We start from the raw sequence: 25,087 nt of genomic DNA, 5'->3' as shown, positions 1-25,087 counted from the left end.
TGCGCGGGGAAATTTTGCGGGCAGAGGACCGTAGTTGCCAGTGCAGAAATGAACACGGATTTCAGTGTTGAAATTCGCGTGTTCAGTTTTGCGATGAAAGCGTTTTCATGTGTTTGAGATTAAGTTGTAACGTTCTGATTTATAACGATTTTCATGATTTAAAAGGAAGCTGGCAACCATCTTGCAATGGGCATTGGCACGTGTGAACAGTGAGTTGGACCGACCATGCCAAGCAGTCATTTCGTGCAGCAAGCCAGTGCTCGCATCGACGTCGCAGACGCCCATGAGGTGCTGTCTGCCTATCTACAGGAGCGCCTTCACGGCCAGCCGGTGCGCATCACCCGCAGCGAACGTCTGTCGGGTGGCGCCATTCAGGAGAACTGGCTGCTCGAAGCCGAAGTAGCCGGTGCGCCACAGCGTTGGGTGCTGCGCACCGACGCGGCCTCCGCCGTGGCCGCCAGCATGAGCCGCGAGCAGGAGTTCGCCGTGCTCAGTGCCGTCCACCAGGTGGGCGTCAAGGTGCCCGAGCCCCTGTGGCTGTGCCAGGCGCCGCAGGTGATCGGGCGCGATTTCTTCATCATGCAGGCCCTGGCCGGCAGCGCCAGCGGCCACCGCCTGACCACCGCCCAGGCCACGCCCGAGGGCAACCCGGCGCTGTGCCGGGCGCTTGGGGCGAACCTTGCGCGCCTGCACCAGCTGCGCCCGCCACAAGCGGCGCTGGGGTTCCTGCCCGCGCCGGTGGCCGACGCGGTGCAGGCCAGCGTCGACCAGTACCGCGGTTACCTCGATGCCTTGCCGGGTAGCCACCCGGTCATCGAGTGGGGCTTGCGCTGGTGCGAGCTGAACAAACCTGCGCCTTTGCCAGCCTGCCTGATCCACCGCGACTACCGCACCGGCAACTACATGGTCGAGGGCGGTGAGCTCTGCGGCGTGCTGGACTGGGAGTTCGCCGGCTGGGGCGACCCGCGTGAGGACCTTGGCTGGTTCACCGCGCGTTGCTGGCGGTTCGCCCGCCCGGACCTGGAGGCGGGCGGCATCGGCCGGCTGGACGACCTGCTCGCCGGCTACCGCAGCGTGTCGGCACTGGACCTGGACAGCGAAACGCTGCGCTTCTGGCAAGTCATGGCCCACCTGCGCTGGGCGGTGATCGCCCTGCAGCAGGCCGAGCGCCATGTCTCCGGCCAGCAGCGCTCGCTGGAGCTGGCCTTGACCGGGCGCATGGTCAGTGAACTGGAACAGGAACTGCTGCTACTCACCCAAGGAGGCCGCGCATGAACCAGCCCGATGCCCAAGACCTGCTTGTCACCGCGCGCGACACGCTGCTCAAGCACTTGTTGCCGGCATTGCCGGCACCGTTGCACTACGAAGCGCGGATGGTGGCCAGCGCCATGCAGATCGCCAGCCGTGAGCTGGCCCAGGCGGCGGCCTGTGCCGACATTGAGCGCCAGGCCATGGCCGGCCTGCTGGCGCTGCACGGGGAGGCGCCGGCTACGCCCGAGCAAGCCCGCGCCGTGCTGGCCCGGCAGATTCGCCAAGGTGTCTATGACCAGGCGGGCGAGGCCCGTGCCAGTCTGCTCTCGGCCTTGCGCGCCATCAACCGGGCGCAGCTGGGCATCAGCAACCCGAAGGTGCTGACCCATGACTGAAGCGCTCGTCCAGCCCGTGCGGCGCCGCCGCTGCTACCTGGTGCGGCATGGCCATGTCGACTACTTCGACCCCAGCGGCCGACCCCTCGACCCGCGCAGTGTGCCGTTGTCGGCCAAGGGCGTGGCCCAGGCCCAGGCCTTGGGCGAGGTGCTGGCGCAGACCCGGTTCGACCGCGCGGTCTGCTCGGACTACCCGCGCACCCGGCAAACGCTCGACCATCTGCTGGGTGGCCGCGTCCAGCCCGTGGAAGAACGCGCCGAACTTCGTGAAATACGCGCCGGGCGCCTGCGGGAAATCCCCCGCGAATGCCTGCACCGCGAAGTGGCCCAGGCCTATCAATTGGCCGACCGCCCGGACGCGGCCTTTTTGCGCGGCGAACCGTGGGCGGCGTTCCAGCAACGGGTGCTGGGCAGTTTCCAGCAGTTGCTGGAGGAGCCGGACTGGTCGTCGCTGCTGCTGGTGAGCCACGACGCGGTCAATCGCATCCTCCTGGCTTGGGCCTGCGGCGCCGGGCTCGGTGCCCTGGCCGCCTTCGAGCAGGACCCTGCCTGCCTGAACATCGTCGACATCGACATGGCCGGCACCCAGGTGCTGCGCGCCTACATCCGCACCCTCAACTACTCAGCCTACGACCCGGGCAAGGCGACGATCGACCAGACCGTCATGGAGCATGTGCACGCCTCCATCGACCCGCGCCGCCTGCACGCCTGACCCCATTTGCCTACAAGGAACACCGCCATGAGTTTCGCTCTGTCTGCCGAGTTGCTCGCCCTGCAAGCCAAAGTCCGGCAATTTGTCGCCGACGTCGTCATCCCCCTGGAGCGCGACCCGCGCCAGACGCCCCACGGCCCGTCGGCCGAGCTGCGCCAGGTGCTGCTCGACCAGGCCCGTGAACACGGCCTGCTGACCCCCCATGCCTCGCGCGAAATGGGTGGGCTGGGCTTGAGCCACATCGAGAAGGCGATCGTCTTCGAAGAGGCCGGCTATTCGACGCTGGGGCCGGTGGCCCTGAACATCCACGCGCCGGACGAAGGCAACATCCACCTGCTGGAACAGGTCGCCACGCCTGCGCAGAAGGACCGCTGGCTCAAGCCGCTGGTGCAGGGCCGGATCCGTTCGTGCTTCGCCATGACCGAGCCGAGCCCGGGCGCCGGCTCCGATCCGTCGATGCTCACCACCCAAGCCGTGCGTGACGGCGACGACTACATCATCAATGGCCAGAAATGGTTCATCACCGGGGCCGAAGGCGCGCAGATGGCGATCATCATGGCGCGCATGGAGGATGGCAGCGCGACCATGTTCCTCACCGATACCGACCGCCCCGGCTTCGTCCTCGAACGCATGATGGACTCGCTGGACAGCTGCTTCAGCGGCGGCCACGCAGTGCTGCGCTTCGAGAATCTGCGCATTCCGGCCAGCGATGTGCTGGGCGAAGTGGGCAAAGGTTTCCGTTATGCCCAGGTGCGCCTGGCCCCGGCACGCCTGACCCACTGCATGCGCTGGCTGGGCCAGGCGCGCCGCGCCCAGGACGAAGCGTGTGGCTATGCCAACCGGCGGGTGTCGTTCGGCAAGCCGCTGGGTGAGCATCAGGGCGTTGGCTTCATGCTGGCCGACAACGAAATGGACCTGCATACCACGCGCCTGTCGATCTGGCACTGCGCCTGGGTGCTGGACCAGGGCGAGCGCGGCAACTTCGAGTCGAGCATGGCCAAGGTGCTCAGCTCCGAGGCCATCTGGCGGGTGATCGACCGCTGCGTGCAGGTGCTGGGCGGGCAGGGCGTCACGGGTGAGTCGATTGTCGAGCGGATCTTCCGCGATGCGCGCAGCTTCCGCATCTACGACGGCCCTAACGAAGTGCACCGCATGAGCCTTTCGAAGAAGATCCTCGCCCGCCACGCCACGGGGGTGGCCGGATGAACCTCGACAGCTATCGCGACCAGGTGGTGATGATCACCGGCGCCGCCAGCGGCTTTGGTACGTTGCTGGCCCAGCGCCTGGCCGGGCTGGGGGCCCGGATGGTGCTGGGCGACCGTGACGTGGCGGGCTTGGAGCGGGTGGCCGGGGCCTTGCGCGAGGCCGGCGCTGCGGTGCTGGCGGTGCCGTGCGACGTGACCCGCGAGGCGCAGGTCAAGGCATTGGTGGAGGCGGCCATCAGCACCTTCGGCCGCCTCGATGTGGGGGTCAACAATGCCGGCATCCTGACCCCGATGAAGCGCTTCATCGACACCACCGAAGAGGAGCTGGACCGCAGCCACGCGGTCAACACCAAGGGTGTGTTCTTCTGCATGCAGCAGCAGATCCGCCAGATGCTGGAGCAGGGGGGCGGGGTCATCCTCAACATCGCCTCCATGGCCGGGCTCGGTGGCGCGCCCAAGCTCGCCGCCTACGCGGCGGCCAAGCACGCGGTGGTCGGGCTGACCCGCACCGCGGCGGTCGAATATGCCCGCCGGGGGATTCGCGTCAACGCCCTGTGCCCGTTCTACAGCGCAACGCCCATGGTCACCGAAAGCGAAGTGGGCGAGCAGCAAGATTTTCTCGCCCAGGGTTCACCGATGAAGCGCCTCGGCACGCCGGAGGAGATTGTTGCAGCGATGCTGATGCTGTGCGCCAGGGAGAACAGCTACATGACCGGCCAGGCAATTGCCGTGGACGGCGGCATCTCGGCGTTCTGAGCCTCTACACCGGGCGCCCCCGGCAGCGCCAGGCGCTGAAACCGGGGGTGCTGTCATGAACTGAAAAATCGTTGTCGTCCGATGATAAGCGCCGCAAGGCGCAACGGCCTAAATTGCCCTCCATAACGAATGTTGCTGTTCAACAAGAACTACAAGAAGGGAGAATTGGCATGGCCAAAGCGGTACGTTTCTACGAAACCGGGGGCCCTGAGGTCCTGCGCTACGAAGACGTCGAAGTCGGCGAACCGGGCCCTGGGCAGGTTCGCCTGCGTCACGTGGCGGTTGGCCTGAACTACGCCGACACCTATTTCCGCAACGGCACCTACCCGATTCCCCTGGCCAATGGCATGGGCGTGGAAGCGTCCGGCGTGGTCCAGGCGGTAGGCGAGGGTGTCACGCATGTAGCGGTCGGTGACCGGGTCACCTACACCGGCTTCATGAACACCCTCGGCGCCTACAGCACCGAGCGCATCATCCCCGCCGCGCCGCTGATCAAGCTGCCGGAAACCATCGCCTTCGAAACCGCCGCAGCCATGACCATGCGTGGTCTCACTGCGTCGTACCTGATGCGCCGCCTGTACGACTTCAAGCCCGGTGACAGCATCCTGCTGCACGCCGCAGCCGGTGGTGTCGGCCTGATCGTTTCGCAGTGGGCCAAGCTGCTGGGCCTGACCGTGATCGGCACCGTCTCCACCGACGCCAAGGCCGAAGTGGCACGCGCCCATGGTTGCGATCACACCATCAACTACAGCCATGAAGACGTGGCCAAGCGCGTGCGTGAGCTGACCGATGGCGTTGGCGTCAACGTGGTGTTCGACAGCGTCGGGCGCAACACCTTCATGGGTTCGCTGGACTCGCTCAAGCGCCGTGGCCTGATGGTGTGCGTGGGCACGGCGTCCGGCACCATCGAACCGTTCGATCCGCAGATCCTGGCGATGAAGGGCTCGTTGTTCCTGACCCGTCCGGCACTGGCCGACTACATCGCCGACCCGGCCGAGAAGTCTGCCCTGGCAGGCGAGCTGTTCGGTCACGTGGGCAGCGGCCGGATCAAGATCGAGATCAACCAGCACTACGCCCTGCAGGACGCGGTCCAGGCGCACCGTGACCTGGAATCGCGCAAGACCACCGGCTCGTCGATCTTCGTCATCTGAGGAGGGCGCTGTCATGCAAGTCGAACAATTGACCTGCGCCATCGGTGCCGAGCTGGTCAACGTCAAGTTGGCCGATGCGATTCACGATGACGGGCTGTTCGCCGAGATCCGCGCCCAGTTGCTCAAGCACCGGGTGCTGTTCTTGCGCGATCAGGACATCAGCCGCGCCGAGCACGTGGCGTTCGCCCGCCGCTTCGGCGAGCTGGAAGACCACCCGGTGGCCGGCAGCGACCCGGAACACCCGGGCCTGGTGCAAATCTACAAGTCCCCGGAAACCCCGGTGGACCGTTACGAAAACGCCTGGCACACCGACGCCACCTGGCGTGAAATTCCACCGATGGGCTGCGTGCTGCGTTGCGTGGAAGCGCCGTCGGTGGGCGGTGACACCATGTGGACCAACATGGTGCTGGCCTACGACAACCTGCCGGCCGATATCAAGGCTCGCATCGAAGGGCTGCGCGCGCGCCACAGCATCGAGGCGAGCTTCGGCGCGGCCATGCCGATCGAGCAGCGCCTGGCCCTCAAGGCCCGCTTCCCCGACGCCGAGCACCCGGTGGTGCGCACCCACCCGGAAACCGGCGAGAAGGTGCTGTTCGTCAATGCCTTCGCCACCCATTTCAGCAACTACCACACCCCCGAGCGCGTGCGTTTCGGCCAGGACGCCAACCCTGGGGCCGGCGAACTGCTGCGCTACCTGGTCAGCCAGGCGTACATCCCTGAGTACCAGGTGCGCTGGCGCTGGAAGCCCAACAGCATCGCCATCTGGGACAACCGCAGCACCCAGCACTACGCCGTCATGGATTACCCCGCCTGCCACCGCAAGATGGAACGTGCCGGGATCATCGGCGACGCGACTTTCTGACCGTAAAAGAACAAGATTGAGGATTAGACATGCAATTCTTCGACGACTCGCTGCACCCGGAAAACATGGAAAAGGTGGTCATCACCGTGGCCCCTTATGGCCCGGAGTGGATGCCCGACGACTTCCCTGAAGACATCCCGGTCACCATGGACGAGCAGGTGCAAAAGGCAGTCGATTGCTATGAGGCCGGCGCCACCGTGCTCCACCTGCACGTGCGTGAACTCGATGGCACCGGCTCCAAGCGCCTGTCCAAGTTCAATGAGCTGATCGCCGGTGTACGCGAAGCCGTACCGGACATGATCATCCAGGTCGGTGGCTCGATTTCCTTCGCCCCGGAAGGCGAGGGTGAAGCGGCCAAATGGCTGAGCGACGACACCCGTCACATGCTGGCGGATCTTACGCCCAAGCCAGACCAGGTGACGGTGGCGATCAACACCACCCAGATGAACATCATGGAGCTGCTGTACCCGGAATACCTGGAAGGCACCTCGCTTTCCAGCCCGGCAATCCAGGCAGCCTATAGTGAAATGACCGTGCCCGCGGGCCCGGCCTGGGTCGAAGAGCACCTGCGTCGCCTGCAGGCCAGCGGTATCCAGCCGCACTTCCAGCTGACCGGCATCCACGCCTATGAAACCCTCGAGCGCCTGGTGCGCAAAGGCGTCTACAAAGGCCCGCTGAACCTGACCTGGATCGGCATCGGCGGCGGCTTCGACGGCCCGAACCCGATGAACTTCTTCAACTTCGTGAACCGTGCGCCGGACGGCTGCACCCTGACCGCCGAATCGCTGCTCAAGAACGTGCTGCCGTTCAACATGATGGCCTTGGCCATGGGCCTGCACCCGCGCTGCGGCATCGAAGACACCATCATCGACCAGCACGGCAAGCGGTTCAGCTCGGTGCAGCAGATCCAGCAGACCGTGCGCGTGGCTCACGAGCTGGGCCGTGAAATTGCCAGCGGCAAGGAAGCCCGTGCGATCTACCGCATCGGCGAGCAGTACGGATCCGTGGAAGAAACCCTGCTGGCGAACGGCATGGCGCCGAACCGTCGGCCGGGCCAGAAGGGCGTGCCGCAGCGCGCCTGATGGTCCACTGGCCCTATCGCCGGCAAGCCGGCTCCCACAGATACACCACTGTTCTCTGGGCAGTGGTCCTCCTGTGGGAGCCGGCTTGCCGGCGATGAGGCCAGCAAAAGCAGCACAGATTTTGGCAAGTGTTCATAACAACAAAAGCAACTTTAGCCAGATACCCGAGGAGGCAGCATGGCCACCTATCACGTTGGTGCGGCAGAACCAGGCACTGATACTTCGCTCGGCATCCCACGGCGCTATGCCTGGATCGTCTTCGCCCTGACCTTCGGTCTGTTGATTTCCGACTACATGTCGCGGCAAGTGCTCAATGCCGTGTTCCCGCTGCTCAAGCAGGAATGGCAGCTCAGCGACAGCCAGCTGGGGCTGCTCAGCGGCATCGTCGCGCTGATGGTCGGCCTGCTGACCTTCCCCCTTTCGTTGCTCGCCGACCGCTTCGGCCGGGTCAAGAGCCTGACCTTCATGGCGGTGATGTGGAGCCTGGCCACGCTGGGTTGCGCACTGGCGGAAGACTACCAACAGATGTTCATCGCCCGCTTCATGGTCGGTGTCGGCGAAGCTGCCTATGGCAGTGTCGGCATCGCCGTGGTGGTGTCGGTGTTCCCGCGTGAAATGCGCGCCACCCTGGCCGGCTCGTTCATGGCCGGCGGCATGTTCGGCTCGGTGCTGGGCATGGCCTTGGGCGGCGTGATGGCCCAGCACCTGGGCTGGCGCTGGGCGTTCGCCGGCATGGCGTTCTTCGGTCTGATCCTGGCGCTCTTGTACCCGTTGATCGTGCGCGAAGCGCGCATTGCCCCCAAGCGCCTGGCCGAAACCATGGACAAGGCTGCGCTCAAGGCCATGCGCCCACTGCGTACCTTGTATAACAGCCGTTCGGTCATCAGTGCCTACATCGGCAGTGGCCTGCAGCTGTTCGTCGGCGGTACGGTGATCGTGTGGTTCCCCAGCTACCTGAACCGCTACTACGCCATGAGCACCGACAAAGCCGGCGCCGTGGCCGCGATCATCGTGCTGTGCAGCGGTGTGGGCATCATCCTGTGCGGTATGCTCTGCGACCGTTTGGGGCGTAGCCGTCCGGACCGCAAGATCAGCCTGGCCATCGCCTACTGCCTGGGCAGCTGTGTGTTGCTGTCGATTGCCTTCGCGTTGCCGCCGGGGCTGCCACAGCTTGTACTGATATGTTTGGGCATGATGATTGCCGCCGGCACCAATGGCCCGTCCAGCGCCATGGTCGCCAACCTGACCCACTACACGGTGCATGGCACCGCGTTCGCCACCCTGACCTTGAGCAACAACCTGCTGGGGCTTGCCACCGGCCCGTTGATCACCGGCAAGGTGTCCGACGTGATCGGCTTGCAGTCGGCGTTCCAGCTGGTGCCGTTGATCAGCATCGCTGCCGCTGCGGTGTTCTTCTACGCCAAGCGTCACTACCACCCGGACATGGCGCGCCTGAAGCACGGTGAAACCGTCCAGGCGCCTGTCCAGCCTGTACTGGAGGAGGCTCGCTCGTGAAGCGTTCGTTGTCGATTGATGTGTACTTCGATTTCATCTGCCCATGGTGCCTGATCGGCCGGCGCCAATTGCAGCGTGCACTGGCGCAGTTCAAGGCCGCGCAGCCGGAGGTCGAAATCGACCTGGCCTGGCAGGGCGTGCAACTGTTGGCCGAGATGCCTGCCCAGGGCCAACCCTTCGCCGAGTTCTACCGCCGTCGTCTGGGCAGCGAGCAAGCGGTTCTGCAACGCCAGGCCCAGGTACGCGAGGCGGCCAGCATGGTGGGTGAGCAGATCGATTTCAGCCTGATCCAGCGCATGCCCAACACCGGCGACGCCCACCGTCTGTTCCTGCATGCCAGCGAACTGGGCGACGAGCAACAGGTCGAGGCACTGATGGAGCGGCTGCTGGCGGCGTATTTCCATCGCGGCGAAGACCTGGGGGATCGCGACACGCTGTTGCGCATCGCCGAGGAATGCGGTTTCGCGCCGCAGGCACTGGCCGGCAGCTTGCGCGGTGATGGCATGCCGTTCGTCAGCGCCAGCGCCGACATCGCGGGCCGTGGCGTGCCGTGCTTCGTCTTCGACGATCGCCTGCAGGTGGTCGGTGCCCAACCGGTGGAAGCCTTGCTCGAAGCCATGCACATGGCGGTGGCCCGTTCGACGGGGGCAGGGCAATGAGTCAACGCATCGAAGTGCCGGCGCAGCGGGTGCCCGCCGTCGGCGAGCGCTGCCTGATCGAAGGCGAGGGCAAGAGCGTGGCGTTGTTCAACGTCGGCGGTCGTCTGCTGGCGATTGACGACAGTTGCCCGCACCAGGGTTCGTCCCTGTGCGCCGGCAAGCTCGAAGGTGCGGTGATCCAGTGCCGCGCCCACGGCCTGCGATTCGACCTGAACAGCGGCTACCTGCTCAATTCCAAGGCGCTCAAGGTGGCCAACTACCCGGTAGAGGTCGAGGACGATCGGGTGTTCATCGTCCTGGCCGCCCAGGAGGCGCTGTCATGAGCACGCTTGCAATTACCCAGGTCAACAACCGCGTGCGTGAGCTGGCGCCAGGCCTGATCGTCAGCCTGATGGCCGCAGCCGCGGCGAGTTTCCTCGCCGAGCACTACGGCGCGCCGGTGATGCTGTTCGCCCTGTTGCTGGGGCTGGCGCTGAACTTCCTGAGCACCGAAGGCAAGTGCAAGGCCGGTATCGAGTTCACCGCGCGCACCGTCCTGCGCCTGGGGGTGGCCTTGCTGGGCATGCGCATCACCCTGGAACAGATGGCAGGTCTTGGCTGGAAGGTGGTGGCGCTGGTGGTGATCCTGGTGGTGGTGACCATCGGGGTGTCGATGATCGCGGCCAAGGCCATGGGTTTCCAGCGCTTGTTCGGCATGCTCACCGGTGGCGCCACGGCGATCTGCGGCGCTTCGGCGGCGCTGGCGCTGGCCGCCGCGTTGCCCAATCACCCGCAGAAGGAAAAGGCCACGCTGTTCACCGTGATCGGGGTGTCGGCGCTGTCGACGCTGGCGATGATTCTCTACCCGATGATTGCCAACGCCTTTGGCCTGTCACCGCAGGCCGCCGGAATATTCCTCGGCGCCACCATCCATGATGTGGCCCAGGTGGTGGGCGCGGGCTACAGTATGTCCACCGAAACCGGCGATACCGCCACGGTGGTCAAGCTCATGCGCGTGGCCATGCTGGTGCCGGTGATTGTGGTCGCGGCCATGATCGCGCGTCGCCAGGGTAACGACACCGCAGGCAAGCGCCCGCCTTTGTTGCCTTGGTTCGCGGTTGGCTTCCTGATCCTGGCGTGCGTCAACAGCACCGGCTGGGTACCGACGGTGGTGCAGGGCGGTATCAACGAGCTGTCGCGCTGGTGCCTGGTGGTATCGATCGCTGCCCTAGGGATGAAGACCCAGCTCAAGGAGCTGGCTTCCGTGGGCATCAAGCCGATCCTGCTGATGGTGGGGGAGACGGTGTTCCTGGTGGCGCTGGTACTGGTGGTGATGCGCCTGGGGCTGTAACCGACAGCCCCAGACTTTCAGCGTACGCCGGCCGAACCTTGGCCGGCGTTTTTGTTACGCTTGGGTGGCACCTGCAGTTCGTGCTGCGCCCGCCAGCTGGCCGGCGGCTGGCCGAACTGGCTGATGAACCAGCGGGTGAACGAGCTGTGCATGGAATAGCCGAGCATGTCGGCAATGCGCCCCAGCGAATAGCCGGGGCTTTCCAGGTAACGCACCACCAGGTCGCGGCGCACGCCGTTGACCAGCTCGCTGAAGGTCGCGCCTTCTTCCTCCAGGCGGCGCTGCAAGGTGCGCACGTTCATGCCCTGGGTCTGGGCGATGTGCTCGATGGTGGCGCGGCCCATGGGCATCAGCAGGAAGATCGCCTTGCGTACTTCGAGGGTCAGCGACGGCAGGTTTTCATCCTGCAACAATCCCACGTAACGCTGCGCCAACCGCGCCATGCCTTCGTTGGCCTGGGGGTTGGCGGTGTCGAGGTCGGACGCCGAGCAGACGATGCCGTTGAAGTCGCTGTTGAACTCCAGCTTGCAGCCGAAGATGCGCCGATGGATGGCCAGGTCGGCAGGCGCTGCGTGGGTGAAGTTGGCACTGATCGGGTGCCAGTGCGGGCCGAGCAGTGCCGAGCAGAAGCGGTGCATCACGCCAATGGCCAGTTCGATGGCCTGGCGACTGTGCATGGGCTGATCGGTGATGACCTCCTCACGGATGATCACGGTCTTGCCGATCTCTTCTACATGGATGGCCAGGGCGTTGTTGAGCAGGTGGCGGTACTGCACGATCACCTGCAAGGCGTCGCGCAGCGAGTGCTGGTGGCTGATCAGCAGGCTGACTTCGCCGAAATCCGACAGCTGGCGCAGTTCGGCCATGCGCAGGCCGAACGCTTCACAGCCGCTCAGTCGCGCCGACTCTTCCAGCACGTTGATGGCGGCGGCTACGGGGATACGTTGGTCGGGGGTTTCCAGCAAAGAAGCGCTGAGGCCGTTCTGGGCCAGCAGGCCATGGCCGTTCAGGCCTAGATGGCGGGAAACTTCCAGGTAATTGGTCAGGGTCGCGGCACGGGCGAGCACGGTCATTTTATTGTTTTCCACGTGATCTTGATGAGCTCCCGCTGCGCTGGCGGGTTGTCCACTTATAGCGCTTGTGTCGTCAGATGCAAAGTCATTTCCGAGCGGCCGGCCACGGGTGGTCGGCGCAACCCAGGGCGTGTCATCAACTGAAAAGTTCGTGACGCGCAATGTAAAGCGCCTGGCAGGGCGACTCATTACTCTGGCCCCAAGCAGTCGGCAATCGACCGACCTAACAAGAACAAAGGGCCTCGACGTGGAAAAACTGCAAACCACTGCAACCGTGCTGATCGTGCCTGGCTTGCGCGACCATGTACCTGAACACTGGCAAACCCATTTGCAGGCACGCCTGGGCAAGGTCCGCTCGGTGCCGCCACTGGAAACCGACAAGCTCAGCTGCAGCGCCCGCGTCGAAGCGATCGAGCGTGAGCTGGCAAGCATCGAGGGCCCGGTGATCCTGGTCGCGCACAGCGCCGGGGTATTGATGGTGGCGCACTGGGCTGCGCGCTACCAGCGTCCGATCAAGGGCGCCTTGCTGGCCGCTCCGCCAGACCTGGATACCGAATGGCCGGCCAATTACCCCACCCCCGACACCCTGCGCGCCAATGGCTGGGCGCCACTGCCCAGCGGCCGTCTGCCCTTCCCAAGCGTGGTAGCCGCCAGCCGCAACGATCACCTGGCCAGCTTCGAAGCGGTCGCCTGCATGGCCGACCAGTGGGGTAGTGCGCTGATCGACCTCGGCGACGTCGGCCACCTCAACCCTGCCTCGGGCTTCGGCCCATGGCCACACGCCGAGGTACTCGTCCAGCAACTCGATCACTAAGCGGCGCAAGGCACGCGCACGCCCAGGGTCCGCCAGCGCCCGATCATTGCTGGCACCTTGTACATCCCAAGCAGAGACATCGCATGAACAACAATAAAAACGTTCTCTTCTGCCTTCACCGCCGCAACCTGATGGTCACACTGTTGGTCATCGGCGGGGTACCGGCTGCCCAGGCATTCCAGCTCGACCTCTCCAACCCTGACTGGAGCGTGCGTTTCGACAACACCGCCAAGCTCAGCTATGGCCAGCGTGTCGAAGGTGAAAACGCCAAGATCGCCAATACCGCCAACCTCAACGACGGCGACAAGAACTTCAGCGTCGGCAGCGCGACGACCCAGCGCCTGGACCTGCTGACCGAGCTGGACGTGGTCTACAAGGACACCATGGGCATGCGCGTCAGTGCCGCCAGCTGGTACGACCACGCCTATGACAATGTCGGCTCCAACTCCAACCCGTTCCCAGGCCAGGCAGGCAATGCCGGCAACCTGGTGCTGGCGCGTCCAGTCGGCAACCTGCCGGCGGGCACCGTGCTGCAGGGTGGGCCGTCCAAGCGTCACGGCCTGAGCAACTACAGCGACCGTTACTACAACGGCCCGTCCGGCGAGTTCCTCGACGCGTTCGTGTTCTACAACACCGAAGTCGGCGAAGAATCGATGTTGAGCGGCAAGCTCGGCTGGCACTCGGTGTACTGGGGCGAAACCCTGTTCAACGCCGCCAACGGCATCAACTATGGCCAGTCGGCGCTGGACCTGGCCAAGCTGTACAACGTGCCGGGTACCGAAACCAAAGAACTGTTCATGCCGCGCAAGCAGCTGTCCATGAGCTTCACGGTCAACCCCGAGCTGACCCTGGCGGCGCAGTATTTCCTTGAGTTCGACAACTCGCGCCTGCCGGAAGGTGGCACCTACATGGGCGGCTACGACATGCTCGGCGAAGGTGCCGACATCTTCTGGCTGCCGGTGCCCAACGCCGTCGGCGGTGCCGGTGCCTTCTACGGAGCGCCCCGCGGGCATGACATCCGTCCACACAACTCGGGCGACTTCGGCGTGATGGCCAAGTGGAGCCCGGAATGGCTCGACGGCACCCTGGGCTTCTACTACCGCAACACCTCCGACCCGACCCCGGCGGTGCTGATCAACGCCCCCAACCTGCACACCGGTAGCCTGGCTGGCACCACCTACATGACAGCCTACGCCGACGACATCGATATCTACGGCATCAGCCTGGCGAAGAACGTCGGCCCGGTCAGCGTGGGGCTGGACGTCAACTACCGCGAGAACATGCCGCTGATCAGCAACTTCAGCACCATCAACGGCCCGCTGTACAACGCCCTGGCCGGCACTGCCGGCGGCACCAACCTGATCGGTGAAGTGCCAGGCCACGGTGAAACCGGTCTGGCCCGCGGCAAGACCTTCCATGTGGTGCTCAACGGCCTGGTTACCTTCGGCGCCACGCCGCTGTGGAACGCCTCGTCGCTGGCCGTGGAAGGCGCCATGACCCACCTGGTCAGCGTCGACAAGGCCGAGCAGACCTTCAAGGGTGACTCCACCTACGAAGGCGTCGACAAGGTCACCACCAATGCCTACACCCTGGCGGTCAACTTCACCCCGACCTGGTTCCAGGCGCTGCCGGGGGTCGATATCACCCTGCCGCTGTCCTACAACGTCGGCCTGAAAGGCAACTCGGCTGTCCAGCTGGGCGGTAACGAAGACTCCGGCAGCTACTCGATCGGTATCGCCGCTGACGTCTACCAGAAATACAAGTTCGACCTGAAGTACGTCGATTCCTTCGGCAAGTTCGATACCTGTGAGACCGGTACCGACAACAACACCCCAGGCACCAACGGACGCTACCAGTGCATCCCCGGACAGATCACTTCGCAGGCCGGCCTCGCGCCGCTGCTGAAGGACCGCGGCATGCTCACTGCATCGTTCAAGACCACCTTCTAAAAGCTCCAGTACAACAACAAAGCGGAGAAAAGCGATGAAGTATCTCAATAGCCTGCTGTCGGCCTCCATTGCGCTCGTCATCGCAGGTTCGGCCCATGCGGCCGCCCCGGCCCAGGAAGTCGCCCGACTGGGCAAGGACTTGACCCTGGTAGGTGCTGACAAGGCGGCCAACGCCGACGGCTCGATTCCGGCCTACCAAGGGGGCCTGAACACCCCGCCTGCCGATTTCAAACAGGGCGATAGCATGCGCCCCGATCCCTACGCCGCGGACAAACCGCTGCTGGTGATCGACGCCAAGAACGTCGACAAGTACAAGGACCAGCTGACGGCCACCACCGTGGAGTTGGCCAAGCGTTTCCCGACCTTCCATATCGACGTCTATCCAAGCCACCGTACCGCCGCCTTGCCCAAGGCGTTGCTCGACAACACCCTGAAGAATGCCGCCAATGCCAAATCCCTGGAAAACGGCCTGGCCATCGAGAATGTCCTGCCGGGTGTGCCGTTCCCGATCCCGCAATCGGGCGCCGAGGCCATGTGGAACCACCTGCTGCGCTACCAGGGCGTGGCACAGAAGGCCAAGTATGACTCCTGGAACGTCGACTCCGCCGGTGTCGCCGCCCTGGCCACCACGGGCCTGGCCTATAACGCCTACCCGATCTACGAAGACCTGAACAAGGTCATCGAACCCAAGGACATCTACTTCCAGACCAAGCTGTACTTCGAAGGCCCGGCCCGTCGCGCCGGCGAATCGATGATGCTCAAGGACGCCGCCAACCCGCTGGTGCAAGAGCGCCGCGCGTGGCAGTACCTGCCGGGTCAGCGTCGCGTGAAACTGGCACCTAACCTGGCCTACGACACGCCGAACCCAGGTACCGCAGGTTCGGGCACCTTCGATGACGTGTATGTGTTCAACGGCGCGCTGGACCGCTACGACTGGACCCTGGTCGGCAAGAAGGAAATGTACGTGCCGTACAACACCTACAAGCTGACCTACATCCACGACCCGAAAACCCTGACCACGCCGAACCACCTGTCGCCTGACCAGGTGCGCTGGGAGAAGCACCGCGTCTGGGTAGTGGAAGGCACGCTCAAGGGCAATGCTCGCCACATCTATGCCAAGCGCCGCTTCTACCTCGACGAGGACAGCTGGTTCGCTCTGGCATCCGACCAGTACGACGCCCGTGGCCAGCTGTATCGCGGCTCGTTCAGCTTCTTCACCCAGAGCTACGACAAGCAGATCCCCAACAACAACCCGCATGTGGTCTACGACCTGGTCGGTGGTACTTACAACGTCAACGGCCTGATCGGCCCACACGGCGGTATCGAGTACATCGCCCCTCTGTCCAAGGCGCAGTGGTCGCCGGAAGCCCTGGCTGGCGCCGGTATTCGCTGACCCCGACGATCAGCCTGCCGGCGCGCCCTGGAGGGCCGCCGGCAAGTCTTGCAGAGGATGTGGCATGGCTTCTTTGAACAAGTATGCGCCGTTGGCGCTGGCAATCACGCTCGCCCTGGGCGGCACCTTCGGTGCGGCCCAGGCGGCGTATGTCGATGTGCTGGACCTGCCGGCCAAGGCCAGCGCACTGGCGGCGCACACCGCGTTGCGCGATGTGGCGCGGGCCGGTGACCGGCTGGTGGCGGTGGGGCCCCGTGGCCACATCGTGTATTCCGACAACCAGGGCCAGGACTGGCGCCAGGCCAGTGTGCCGGTGAGTGCCGACCTCAATGCCCTGGTTTTCCCCACCCCCGAACAAGGCTGGGCGGTGGGCAACGATGGCGTGATCCTGCACAGCAGTGACGGCGGTGCCAGCTGGGCAGTGCAGCTCGATGGCCGGCGCATCGGCGCGTTGGTGGCGGCCCATTACCAGGCCCTGGCCACGGCCCACCCGGACGATGAGCGCTGGGCGCAGTTCGCCGCCGAAGGCCAGCGCCTGGAGCAGGAGGGCGCCGACAAGCCGTTCCTCGGCGTGTGGTTCACCGACGCCAAGCATGGCTACGCAGTGGGGGTGTTCAACCTGATCCTGCGTACCGACGACGGCGGCAACAGCTGGGTGCCGATGCAGGACAGCACCGACAACCCGCAAGGCTTGCACCTCAATGCCATCCGTGCGGTGGGCGATGAGCTGTACGTGGCTGGCGAGCAGGGCCTGCTGCTCAAGTGGAACGCCCAGCAGCAGCGTTTCGTCGCCTTGCCAAGTCCTTACCAGGGCACCTGGTTCGGCCTGGTTGGCAAACCCGGCGAAGTGCTTGCCTATGGCCTGCGTGGCCATGTGGCGCGAAGCCTCGACGGCGGGCAGAGCTGGACCAAGGTGGACACCGGCCTTGCCCTGAGCATTACCAGCGCCAGTCTCGACAGCAGCGGTGACTTCTGGCTGTACAGCCAGGCTGGACATGTGCTGCGCAGCCGTGACGGCGGCCAGAGTTTTGCCTTGCAGCCGCAGGTGCCGCTGGCACCGGTGGCCGGCGCCCTGCAGACCGGCGCCAACGGCATCGTGCTGGTAGGCGAGCGCGGCGTACGCGTACTTGCGGCCCACTAAGACCCACAAGAATTACAAGAGAACCTCGTGATGGCCAACATCAAGCAAGACACCATGCCGGTGATCCGCGACCTGCGGGATTTCGACCGGCATTCCGGCAATCTGCTGGAACGCATGGTCTTCAACTATCGCCCGCTGTTCATGCTGTTCATGGTGCTGGCCACGCTGGTCCTCGGGTATGTGGCTGTGACCCGCCTGGAACTGCGCCCCAGCTTCGAGAAAATGATCCCGCAGAGCCAGCCCTACATCCAGAACTACCTGGAAAACCGCAAGTCACTGCGCGGCCTGGGCAACTCGGTGCGGGTGGTGGTGGAGAACACCCAGGGCGATATCTTCGACCCTGAGTACCTGGACGTGCTCAAGCAGATCAACGACGAGCTGTTCCTTGCCCAGGGCGTCGACCGTGCCTGGATGAAATCGTTGTGGAGCCCAGGTGTACGCTGGACCGAGGTCACCGAGGAGGGCTTCCAGGGCGGCCCGGTGATGCCCGACGACTACCAGGGCAAGCAAGCCGATATCGAACAGCTGCGGCAGAACATCAGCCGTGCCGGTATCGTCGGCAGCCTGGTGGCGACCGACTTCAAGTCGAGCATGCTGGTGGTACCGCTGCTCGACCACGACCTGGCCACCGGACGGGGCATCGACTACCGGCAGTTCTCGCAGATGCTCGAAGAGAAGCTGCGCGACAAGTATGAATTCGACGGCGACACCAAGGCGCGCCTGTCGGGTGAAGAAGGGCACGGCAAGTACAAGGTGCGGGTCATCGGCTTCGCCAAGCTGATGGGCGACCTGATCGATGGTCTGATCCAGGTGATGATGTTCTTCGCCCTGGCCGTGGTCACTTCGCTGGTGATCATCTTCCTTTACACCCGCTGCGTGCGCAGCACCTTGCTGGTGGTGTTCTGCTCGCTGGCGGCGGTGGTGTGGCAGCTGGGTATCGTCGGTTGGCTGGGCTATGCCATCGACCCTTACTCGATCCTGGTGCCGTTCCTGATCTTCGCCATCGGCGTGTCGCACGCGGCGCAGAAGATGAACGGCATCATGCAGGACATCGGCCGGGGTACCCACAAGCTGGTGGCGGCGCGCTACACCTTCCGCCGCCTGTTCGTGGCCGGGGTGACGGCGCTGCTGGCCGACGCCGTGGGCTTTGCCGTGCTGATGCTGATCGACATCCCGGTGATCAAGGACCTGGCGATCACCGCGAGCATTGGCGTGGCGGTGCTGATCTTCACCTCGTTGCTGTTGATTCCGGTGTCGCTGTCTTACGTTGGCGTGGGTCGCAAGGCGTCCGAACGCGCCCTGCGCATCGACCTGCGTGCCGCCGAGCACCGTGGCTTCGGCAAACTGTGGGACGCGCTCGACCGCTTCACCACGCGCAAGTGGGCAACCGGCGCAGTACTGGTCGCCACGCTGATGGGCCTGGGCGGCTTCTGGGTGAGCCTGCAGCTGAAGATCGGCGACCTCGACAGCGGTGCGCCGGAGCTGCGTGCGGACTCGCGCTACAACCGCGACAACGCCTACATCACCAGCCACTACGCGCTGTCCAGCGACATGTTCGCGGTGATGATCAAGACCGCGCCGGAAGGCTGCCTGAACTACAAGACGCTGATCCTGGCCGACCGACTGGCCTGGGAGCTGCAGCAGTATCCGGGCGTGCAGACCACCGTGTCGCTGGTCAACGCCGTGCGCCAGATCACCGCGGGCTCGTTCGAGGGCAACCCGAAGATGAGCAGCCTGCAGCGTAACCAGGACATGCTCAACTACGCCGCCCAGCAGGCCTCGGTCAACGCTCCGGAGCTGTTCAACAACGACTGCTCGATGATGCCGGTGATCGCTTACCTCAAGGACCACAAGGCCCAGACCCTGGACGACGTGGTGGCCATCGCCGACCGCTTCGCCCGCGAAAACAGCACCCCCGACCGCCAGTTCCTGCTGGCTGCCGGCAGCGCTGGCATCGAGGCCGCCACCAATATCGTGGTGCGCGAAGCCAACCGCACCATGCTGCTGTTCGTCTACCTGGCGGTGACGCTGTTCTGCCTGATCACCTTCCGCAGCTGGCGCGCGACCCTGGTGGCGCTGCTGCCACTGGTGCTGACCTCGGTGCTGTGCGAGGCGCTGATGGTGTTCATGGGCATTGGCGTGAAGGTGGCCACCTTGCCGGTGATCGCCCTGGGCGTCGGTATCGGTGTGGACTACGCCCTGTACCTGCTCAGCGTGCAGCTGCACTACCAACGCCAGGGCCGCACCCTGGGCGAGGCCTACCAGAACGCCGTGGCCTTCACCGGCCGGGTGGTCGGGCTGGTGGGTATCACCCTGGCAGCCGGCGTGGTCGGCTGGGCCTGGTCGCCGATCAAGTTCCAGGCCGACATGGGCATCCTGCTGACCTTCATGTTCCTCTGGAACATGCTCGGTGCGCTGCTGCTGATCCCGGCGCTGTCGCACTTCCTGCTGCCCGACAAGCGCTTTGTCGCTGCCGCTCCCACCCCCTGCGAGGCTGAACCTCAGCCTTGTGACAGCGCCCCGGTGCCGCGCGCGCAAGCGCGGGTGCAGGCGTAAGCAGGCCTTCGAGTCGAAACGAACAAGGAAATCGGAAACAAACTTCATGGCCAAGACAAAAATTATGCCCCCGGCACCCGGTGCCTACGACTACCCACTGCTGATCAAGCGCCTGCTGATGTCGGGCGTGCGGCACCAGCCGGACCAGGAAATCGTCTACGCCGACAAGCTGCGCTACACCTACCGCGAGCTCGACCAGCGGGTGCGGCGCCTGGCCAACGTGCTGCGCGAGGCCGGCGTGCAGGCCGGTGATACCGTGGCGCTACTGGACTGGGACAGCCACCGTTCGCTGGAATGCTTCTTCGCCGTGCCGATGATCGGTGCGGTGCTGCACACGGTGAACATCCGCCTGTCGCCGGAGCAGGTGGCCTACACCATGAACCACGCCGAGGACGACGTGGTGCTGGTGCATGACGACTTCGTGCCGCTCGTGGAGCAGATCCACGGCCAGTTGGGCACGGTCAAAGGCTACCTGCAACTGACCGACGGGGAGGCCGCGGCCACTTCGCTGCCGGTGCTGGGCGAGTACGAGACGCTGCTGGACGCAGCGAGCATCGAAGCCGATTTCGAAGACTTCGACGAGCAGTCGGTGGCCACGCTGTTCTACACCACCGGCACCACCGGCAACCCCAAGGGCGTGTACTTCTCGCACCGCCAGTTGGTGCTGCACACCCTGAACCAGCTGGGCACCTTCGCCGCCTACGAGGGCCAGCCGCTGCTGCGTTCCAGCGACGTGTACATGCCGATCACGCCGATGTTCCATGTGCACGCCTGGGGCGTGCCGTACACGGCTACGGTGCTGGGGATCAAGCAGGTGTATCCGGGCCGCTACGAGCCGGACAAGCTGGTGCGGCTGTACCGTGAAGAAGGGGTGACCTTCTCCCACTGCGTGCCGACCTTGCTGCAGATGATGCTCGAAAGCTCGCAATCCCAGCACACCGATTTCAGCCGCTGGAAAATCCTGCTCGGCGGCAGTGCGCTGACCCACGGCCTGGCACGCCAGGCCAGCGAGCGCGGCATGCTGATCTTCAGCGGCTACGGCATGTCGGAAACTTGCCCGCTGCTGACCCTGACCCACCTTCGCGACGAAGACCTGGCCTTGCCCATGGGCGAGCAGGTGGCGCAACGGATCAAGACTGGTGCGCCGGTGGCCATGGTCGATCTGCGTATCGTCGATGCCAGCGGCAATGAGGTAGCCCATGACGGTGAGTCGCTGGGCGAGATCGTGGTGCGCACGCCATGGCTGACCCAGGGTTACCTGCACGAGCCGGAGAAGGGCGCCGAACTGTGGCAGGACGGCTGGCTGCACACCGGCGACATGGGTTCGATCGACCGCCACGGCGTGCTGGAGATCAAGGACCGGATCAAGGACGTGATCAAGACCGGCGGTGAGTGGATCAGTTCGTTGGCACTGGAGAACCTGATCAGCCAGCATGCGTCGGTCAACGCCGTGGCGGTGGTGGGCATTCCCGACGAACACTGGGGCGAGCGACCGATCGCGCTGGTGGTCTGCATCCCAGGTGACAGCCTGGACCAGCTGGGGCTCGAGACGCACCTCAAGCAATTCGTCGAGAGTGGCCTGATCAACAAGTGGGCCATTCCACGGCAGGTGCACTTCGTGGCCGACATCCCCAAGACCAGCGTTGGCAAGATCAACAAGAAGCTGATCCGCGAGATGCACATGGGGGCATGAACCGCCCCGGCAGGCGGCGCCGCCCACGGGCGGCACCGCTGTCGGGTTCAGTAATGCAGACAGATCTTGCCGAAGTGCTTGGCCGCCCGCTGGTGGGCAAAGGCGTCGGCAATCCGCTCCAGTGGGTAGCGGCTGTCGATCACCGGGCGCCATTCGAAGTTTTCCAGCGCGCGCACCATGTCCTGCTGTTGTTCGCGGCTGCCGACGATCAGGCCGCGCAGGGTTTGCTGCTTGCGCATCATCTCGACGGTCGGCACGTTGCCGGCGATGCCGGTCAGCACGCCGATCAAGGCGATATGCCCACCCGCCGCGCAGGCCCTGATCGAGTTGGGCAGGGTGCCCGGGCCACCCACTTCCACCACGATGTCCGCGCCGCGCCCACCGGTGGCGGCCAACACCACATCGCCCCAATCGGGGTGCTGACGGTAATTGATCACCTGATCGGCACCCAGTGCCAGCAAGCGGGCCTGCTTGTCCTGCGACGAGGTGGTGGCGATCACCCGCGCGCCCATGGCCTTGGCCATTTGCAGGGCGAACACCGACACCCCACCTGTGCCCAGCACCAACACCGTATCGCCGGCCTGCAGGCGGCCGTCCACCACCAATGCGCGCCAGGCGGTCAGGCCCGCAGTGGTCAGCGTGGCCGCTTGTTCGTGGGTGTAGCCTTTGGGGGCGTGGGTGAAGGCCTGGGCGGGCATGTTGACGTACTCGCGGGCGAAGCCGTCGACGCCATCACCGGGTACGGTCTTGAAGGTGCTGGGCACTGCTCGGCCGGCTTGCCAGTGGGGGAAGAAACACGAGACCACGGCATCGCCAACGGCAAATTCCGTCACGTTGTCGCCCACGGCGGTGACCACGCCGGCACCGTCAGCCATGGGGATGCGCTTGTCGTCGACCTTGAGCTGGCCGCAGACCACGCCCAGGTCGTGGTAGTTGAGCGAACTGGCATGGATGCGCACCTGGATTTCCCCAGGTTGCGGTGCGCCGGGCATGGGCAGGTCGACCAGGCGCAGCTGGTCCAGGCCGCCGGGGCGCTGGAGTTGGATGGCTTTCACGTTACGGGTCCTTGCGACGGTTGAGAAAGGGTCGAAGCACAGTCTGGCCGGATCATAGGCATGCCCGGGCGAACCGTTGTTGACCTGAGATGACAATCGGTTTCCCTTTGATGACAGGCCCCCCGAAGGTGTCCCAAAACGTCAACTTTCGTCTTGGCGCAATCCCTATAACTGCAAGTCCCTACACTTCTGCATTCGGATATCCGCCATGAGCAAGCAGTTTGAACAACAAGTGGTTTTGATCACCGGCGCCACCGCAGGCATTGGCTATGCCACGGCGATCGCCTTCGCCCGCGAGGGCGCGCGGCTGGTCGTTTCCGGGCGCAATACCACGGCCGGGCAACAGCTGTTGGCCGAGTTGCATGCCATGGGTGCACAGGCTGAATTCGTGCAAGCCGATGTCAGCGATGAAGCGCAGGTGACCCAGCTGGTCGACCGTTGCGTGGAGCGTTTCGGGCGGTTGGATGTGGCGGTGAACAGCGCCGGCTACGAGGGCGCGCGCGGCCCGATCAGGGAGCAGACGGTGGAGGCGTACACGGCTGCGTTCAATGCCAACGCGCTGGGGACTTTCCTGTGCCTGAAGCATCAGCTGCGGGTCATGGCCGATCAGGCATCGGGCGCCATCGTCAACCTGTCGTCGACCATGGGCAGCCGCGGCAATGCGCTGGCACCGATGTACGTGGCCAGCAAGCATGCCATCGAAGGTTTCACCAAGGCAGCGGCGCTGGAAGCCTGCCAGTTCAATGTGCGGGTCAATGCGGTGGCACCGGGGCCGATCGCTACCGAGATGCTTGAGCGCATTGCCGATGGCGCGGACAAATTGCCGATGGTGGCGGCGACCATTCCGGCGGGGCGTATTGGCAGGCCGGAAGAAGTGGCGGATGCGATCTTGTTCGTGGCGTCGCAGCAGGCGAGCTTCATTACCGGGCAGGTGCTGCATGTGAATGGTGGCAAGACGGCTATGTGATTCAGGCTGTACCGGCCTCATCGCCGGCAAGCCGGCTCCCACAGGACTGGCGCAGCCTCAAGGGCAGCGCAGCACCTGTGGGAGCGGGTTCGTCCCGCGATAAGGGCGGTACAGGATGTAAGATTTTGTAGGATAAATTCCGGTCAAATGTAGGACGCGTCTATATTCCCCCGGAAGGGTGGCCCCCTCAGAAATTGTGCGCCAAGGTTCGGAACTTCACCGCAGTGGAGTTCCGAAAAATGGCGCAGCCCTTCTTTGATCACAGCCGGCACAAACTGGACGTCACCGGCCTTGAAGCCAAACTCGACGTCCTGACCTTCAAAGGCGAAGAGGGGCTCAGTCGCCCGTTCTGCTACACGGTGACGTTCACCTGCGCGGTACAGGACATCGCCGCCGAGCGCCTGCTCGGCAAGGGCGCCACCTTCAGCCTGCACGGCCCCGCTCAGCCGTCTCTGCCTGGTTTCAACATTCCTCCGGCCAAACCCCTGCGCACGCTGCATGGCGTGATCACCGGCTTCAGGCGACTGTCAGACTCCCCGGATGAAGCCCGCTATCAGCTCACCCTGCAGCCGCGTTTGGCCCTGCTAGAACGCGGCCAGCAATACCGCCTCTACCAGCACCAGTCGGTGCCGGAGATCGTCGAGCACATCCTGCGTAGCCGCCATGAGTTCGAAGGCCAGCACTTTTTCTTCGACCTGGTGCGCGAGTACCCCCGGCGCGAGCAGGTCATGCAGTACGGCGAAAGCGACCTGGCGTTCATCAGCCGCCTGCTCGCCGAGGTCGGCATCTGGTACCGCTTCACCAGCGATGATCGGCTGGGTATCGAGGTGGTCGAGTTCCATGATGATCAGCGCAACTACCAGTTTGGCGTCGAGCTGCTGTGTCGGCCGCAGTCGGGCCTGAGCAGCACCGACAAGGATGCGGTATGGGCGTTGCAGACCCGGCACCAGGTGGTGGAAAAGCACATCAACATCCGTGCTTATCAGCACCGTGACGCGGCGGCCTATCTGGACGCCGATGTCGACCATAGCCGAGGCGCCACCACCACCTACGGCGAGAGCTACCGCTACGCCGAACCCTATGCGGTGCTGGGGGACGCTATCGATCAGCACGAAGACCTGCTCAGTGAGAGCGGCTACTTCTACGCCCGCCTGCGGCACGAGCTGTACCTCAATGATCAGACCCGGCTCAGCGGTGCCAGCAGCAGCCCATCGTTGGCGCCGGGGCAGGTGCTGAAGATTGCCGGTGGTGCACCGCAGGCCTTCGAGCCCGGCGCGGTGATTACCGGCCTGGTCATCGAAGCCGCACGTGATCGCAGCCTGGAAGTCACTTTCGAAGCCATCCCGTATTCGGAGACGGTGTGCTTTCGTCCCAAGCTTGTCCCTAAGCCGAACATCGCCGGCACTGTACCGGCCAGGGTCACCAGCTCGCGCAAAAACGACCCTTACGGCCATATCGATCTGCAAGGCCGTTACCGGGTCAATTTCCTCTTCGACCGCGACGAGTGGAATACCGGCGAAGAGAGCGC

At 64.5% G+C, this 25,087-nt stretch carries 22 protein-coding genes; 20 read left to right on the top strand and 2 right to left on the bottom strand.

Annotated features, from left to right (window positions below; genetic code table 11):
* Nucleotides 1–225: 225 nt before the first annotated feature.
* The 12 genes from ACIPZB_RS17950 to ACIPZB_RS17895 all read left to right on the top strand — a co-directional run bounded on the left by ACIPZB_RS17950 (nucleotide 226) and on the right by ACIPZB_RS17895 (nucleotide 10,918).
* Entirely contained in the window at nucleotides 226–1,275 is a 1,050-nt protein-coding gene (locus tag ACIPZB_RS17950; RefSeq protein WP_400641894.1) for a phosphotransferase family protein, read from the top strand.
* Nucleotides 1,272–1,646, top strand: coding sequence for a DUF6285 domain-containing protein (locus ACIPZB_RS17945; RefSeq protein ID WP_400641893.1), 375 nt, complete (start codon nucleotides 1,272–1,274; stop codon nucleotides 1,644–1,646). The genes ACIPZB_RS17950 and ACIPZB_RS17945 overlap by 4 nt, the downstream gene beginning before the upstream one ends.
* Nucleotides 1,639–2,358 carry a histidine phosphatase family protein gene (locus ACIPZB_RS17940; protein ID WP_400641892.1) on the top strand — a complete coding sequence of 240 codons (720 nt, stop codon included), beginning with the start codon at nucleotides 1,639–1,641 and terminating at the stop codon, nucleotides 2,356–2,358. Before ACIPZB_RS17945 ends, ACIPZB_RS17940 begins: the two co-directional genes overlap by 8 nt.
* A 27-nt stretch (nucleotides 2,359–2,385) precedes the next feature.
* Nucleotides 2,386–3,564: an acyl-CoA dehydrogenase family protein gene (locus ACIPZB_RS17935; RefSeq protein ID WP_400641891.1), complete on the top strand. Its 1,179-nt coding sequence runs from the start codon at nucleotides 2,386–2,388 to the stop codon at nucleotides 3,562–3,564.
* Nucleotides 3,561–4,319, top strand: a complete 759-nt coding sequence (locus tag ACIPZB_RS17930; RefSeq protein ID WP_400641890.1) for an SDR family NAD(P)-dependent oxidoreductase — start codon at nucleotides 3,561–3,563, stop codon at nucleotides 4,317–4,319. The genes ACIPZB_RS17935 and ACIPZB_RS17930 overlap by 4 nt, the downstream gene beginning before the upstream one ends.
* Before the next feature lie 170 nt (nucleotides 4,320–4,489).
* Complete coding sequence (locus ACIPZB_RS17925; RefSeq protein WP_008098021.1) at nucleotides 4,490–5,470, top strand: quinone oxidoreductase; 981 nt, start codon at nucleotides 4,490–4,492, stop codon at nucleotides 5,468–5,470.
* A 13-nt stretch (nucleotides 5,471–5,483) separates the two neighbouring features.
* Entirely contained in the window at nucleotides 5,484–6,332 is an 849-nt protein-coding gene (locus ACIPZB_RS17920) for a TauD/TfdA dioxygenase family protein (RefSeq protein WP_400641889.1), read from the top strand.
* A 29-nt stretch (nucleotides 6,333–6,361) separates the two neighbouring features.
* Entirely contained in the window at nucleotides 6,362–7,414 is a 1,053-nt protein-coding gene (locus ACIPZB_RS17915; RefSeq protein WP_400641888.1) for a 3-keto-5-aminohexanoate cleavage protein, read from the top strand.
* A gap of 177 nt (nucleotides 7,415–7,591) precedes the next feature.
* Nucleotides 7,592–8,929 (top strand): MFS transporter, encoded by a 1,338-nt coding sequence (locus ACIPZB_RS17910; protein ID WP_400641887.1) that lies wholly within the window; start codon nucleotides 7,592–7,594, stop codon nucleotides 8,927–8,929.
* On the top strand, nucleotides 8,926–9,588 hold the full coding sequence (locus tag ACIPZB_RS17905) for a DsbA family oxidoreductase (protein WP_400641886.1): 663 nt from the start codon (nucleotides 8,926–8,928) through the stop codon (nucleotides 9,586–9,588). Before ACIPZB_RS17910 ends, ACIPZB_RS17905 begins: the two co-directional genes overlap by 4 nt.
* On the top strand, nucleotides 9,585–9,911 hold the full coding sequence (locus tag ACIPZB_RS17900; RefSeq protein WP_400641885.1) for a Rieske (2Fe-2S) protein: 327 nt from the start codon (nucleotides 9,585–9,587) through the stop codon (nucleotides 9,909–9,911). Before ACIPZB_RS17905 ends, ACIPZB_RS17900 begins: the two co-directional genes overlap by 4 nt.
* On the top strand, nucleotides 9,908–10,918 hold the full coding sequence (locus ACIPZB_RS17895) for a YeiH family protein (protein WP_400641884.1): 1,011 nt from the start codon (nucleotides 9,908–9,910) through the stop codon (nucleotides 10,916–10,918). The genes ACIPZB_RS17900 and ACIPZB_RS17895 overlap by 4 nt, the downstream gene beginning before the upstream one ends.
* 17 nt (nucleotides 10,919–10,935) lie before the next feature.
* Here ACIPZB_RS17895 and ACIPZB_RS17890 read toward each other — a convergent pair whose 3' ends face one another.
* Nucleotides 10,936–11,991 (bottom strand): AraC family transcriptional regulator, encoded by a 1,056-nt coding sequence (locus ACIPZB_RS17890; RefSeq protein ID WP_400642069.1) that lies wholly within the window; start codon nucleotides 11,989–11,991, stop codon nucleotides 10,936–10,938.
* A gap of 247 nt (nucleotides 11,992–12,238) precedes the next feature.
* On the opposite strand from ACIPZB_RS17890, the gene ACIPZB_RS17885 reads away from it, so the two are divergent.
* The 6 genes from ACIPZB_RS17885 (at nucleotide 12,239) to ACIPZB_RS17860 (ending at nucleotide 21,537) form a co-directional block, all read left to right on the top strand.
* Nucleotides 12,239–12,805 carry an alpha/beta hydrolase gene (locus ACIPZB_RS17885; RefSeq protein ID WP_008095754.1) on the top strand — a complete coding sequence of 189 codons (567 nt, stop codon included), beginning with the start codon at nucleotides 12,239–12,241 and terminating at the stop codon, nucleotides 12,803–12,805.
* Nucleotides 12,806–12,888: 83 nt separating this feature from the next.
* Entirely contained in the window at nucleotides 12,889–14,754 is a 1,866-nt protein-coding gene (locus ACIPZB_RS17880; RefSeq protein WP_400641883.1) for a DUF1302 domain-containing protein, read from the top strand.
* A 34-nt stretch (nucleotides 14,755–14,788) separates the two neighbouring features.
* The gene (locus ACIPZB_RS17875; RefSeq protein ID WP_400641882.1) at nucleotides 14,789–16,147 is read left to right on the top strand and encodes a DUF1329 domain-containing protein; all 1,359 of its coding nucleotides are present in this window, start codon (nucleotides 14,789–14,791) and stop codon (nucleotides 16,145–16,147) included.
* 64 nt (nucleotides 16,148–16,211) lie between these two features.
* Entirely contained in the window at nucleotides 16,212–17,288 is a 1,077-nt protein-coding gene (locus tag ACIPZB_RS17870; RefSeq protein WP_400641881.1) for a WD40/YVTN/BNR-like repeat-containing protein, read from the top strand.
* A gap of 30 nt (nucleotides 17,289–17,318) precedes the next feature.
* Nucleotides 17,319–19,844, top strand: coding sequence for an RND family transporter (locus ACIPZB_RS17865; RefSeq protein ID WP_008095759.1), 2,526 nt, complete (start codon nucleotides 17,319–17,321; stop codon nucleotides 19,842–19,844).
* A gap of 46 nt (nucleotides 19,845–19,890) precedes the next feature.
* Nucleotides 19,891–21,537, top strand: coding sequence for a fatty acid--CoA ligase (locus tag ACIPZB_RS17860; RefSeq protein ID WP_400641880.1), 1,647 nt, complete (start codon nucleotides 19,891–19,893; stop codon nucleotides 21,535–21,537).
* A gap of 47 nt (nucleotides 21,538–21,584) precedes the next feature.
* Here ACIPZB_RS17860 and ACIPZB_RS17855 read toward each other — a convergent pair whose 3' ends face one another.
* Nucleotides 21,585–22,592 (bottom strand): NAD(P)-dependent alcohol dehydrogenase, encoded by a 1,008-nt coding sequence (locus ACIPZB_RS17855; RefSeq protein WP_400641879.1) that lies wholly within the window; start codon nucleotides 22,590–22,592, stop codon nucleotides 21,585–21,587.
* A 208-nt stretch (nucleotides 22,593–22,800) separates the two neighbouring features.
* On the opposite strand from ACIPZB_RS17855, the gene ACIPZB_RS17850 reads away from it, so the two are divergent.
* On the top strand, nucleotides 22,801–23,559 hold the full coding sequence (locus tag ACIPZB_RS17850; RefSeq protein ID WP_400641878.1) for an SDR family NAD(P)-dependent oxidoreductase: 759 nt from the start codon (nucleotides 22,801–22,803) through the stop codon (nucleotides 23,557–23,559).
* A gap of 239 nt (nucleotides 23,560–23,798) precedes the next feature.
* A partial coding sequence (locus ACIPZB_RS17845; RefSeq protein ID WP_400641877.1) for a type VI secretion system Vgr family protein occupies nucleotides 23,799–25,087 on the top strand: 1,289 nt, incomplete at its 3' end.

The sequence above is a fragment of the Pseudomonas sp. NPDC089396 genome (assembly GCF_044749545.1).
Taxonomy (GTDB): domain Bacteria; phylum Pseudomonadota; class Gammaproteobacteria; order Pseudomonadales; family Pseudomonadaceae; genus Aquipseudomonas.
Note: the sequence above shows the minus strand (reverse complement) of the source record. Positions and strands in the feature narration are given on the sequence as shown.

Excerpts from the sequence above, each read along its gene's own strand:
- ACIPZB_RS17950 (WP_400641894.1), top strand. The coding sequence starts at position 226 with ATGCCAAGCAGTCATTTCGTGCAGCAAGCCAGTGCTCGCATCGACGTC.
- ACIPZB_RS17945 (WP_400641893.1), top strand. The coding sequence starts at position 1,272 with ATGAACCAGCCCGATGCCCAAGACCTGCTTGTCACCGCGCGCGACACG.
- ACIPZB_RS17940 (WP_400641892.1), top strand. The coding sequence starts at position 1,639 with ATGACTGAAGCGCTCGTCCAGCCCGTGCGGCGCCGCCGCTGCTACCTG.
- ACIPZB_RS17935 (WP_400641891.1), top strand. The coding sequence starts at position 2,386 with ATGAGTTTCGCTCTGTCTGCCGAGTTGCTCGCCCTGCAAGCCAAAGTC.
- ACIPZB_RS17930 (WP_400641890.1), top strand. The coding sequence starts at position 3,561 with ATGAACCTCGACAGCTATCGCGACCAGGTGGTGATGATCACCGGCGCC.
- ACIPZB_RS17925 (WP_008098021.1), top strand. The coding sequence starts at position 4,490 with ATGGCCAAAGCGGTACGTTTCTACGAAACCGGGGGCCCTGAGGTCCTG.
- ACIPZB_RS17920 (WP_400641889.1), top strand. The coding sequence starts at position 5,484 with ATGCAAGTCGAACAATTGACCTGCGCCATCGGTGCCGAGCTGGTCAAC.
- ACIPZB_RS17915 (WP_400641888.1), top strand. The coding sequence starts at position 6,362 with ATGCAATTCTTCGACGACTCGCTGCACCCGGAAAACATGGAAAAGGTG.
- ACIPZB_RS17910 (WP_400641887.1), top strand. The coding sequence starts at position 7,592 with ATGGCCACCTATCACGTTGGTGCGGCAGAACCAGGCACTGATACTTCG.
- ACIPZB_RS17900 (WP_400641885.1), top strand. The coding sequence starts at position 9,585 with ATGAGTCAACGCATCGAAGTGCCGGCGCAGCGGGTGCCCGCCGTCGGC.
- ACIPZB_RS17895 (WP_400641884.1), top strand. The coding sequence starts at position 9,908 with ATGAGCACGCTTGCAATTACCCAGGTCAACAACCGCGTGCGTGAGCTG.
- ACIPZB_RS17890 (WP_400642069.1), bottom strand. The coding sequence starts at position 11,991 with ATGACCGTGCTCGCCCGTGCCGCGACCCTGACCAATTACCTGGAAGTT.
- ACIPZB_RS17880 (WP_400641883.1), top strand. The coding sequence starts at position 12,889 with ATGAACAACAATAAAAACGTTCTCTTCTGCCTTCACCGCCGCAACCTG.
- ACIPZB_RS17875 (WP_400641882.1), top strand. The coding sequence starts at position 14,789 with ATGAAGTATCTCAATAGCCTGCTGTCGGCCTCCATTGCGCTCGTCATC.
- ACIPZB_RS17870 (WP_400641881.1), top strand. The coding sequence starts at position 16,212 with ATGGCTTCTTTGAACAAGTATGCGCCGTTGGCGCTGGCAATCACGCTC.
- ACIPZB_RS17865 (WP_008095759.1), top strand. The coding sequence starts at position 17,319 with ATGGCCAACATCAAGCAAGACACCATGCCGGTGATCCGCGACCTGCGG.
- ACIPZB_RS17860 (WP_400641880.1), top strand. The coding sequence starts at position 19,891 with ATGGCCAAGACAAAAATTATGCCCCCGGCACCCGGTGCCTACGACTAC.
- ACIPZB_RS17850 (WP_400641878.1), top strand. The coding sequence starts at position 22,801 with ATGAGCAAGCAGTTTGAACAACAAGTGGTTTTGATCACCGGCGCCACC.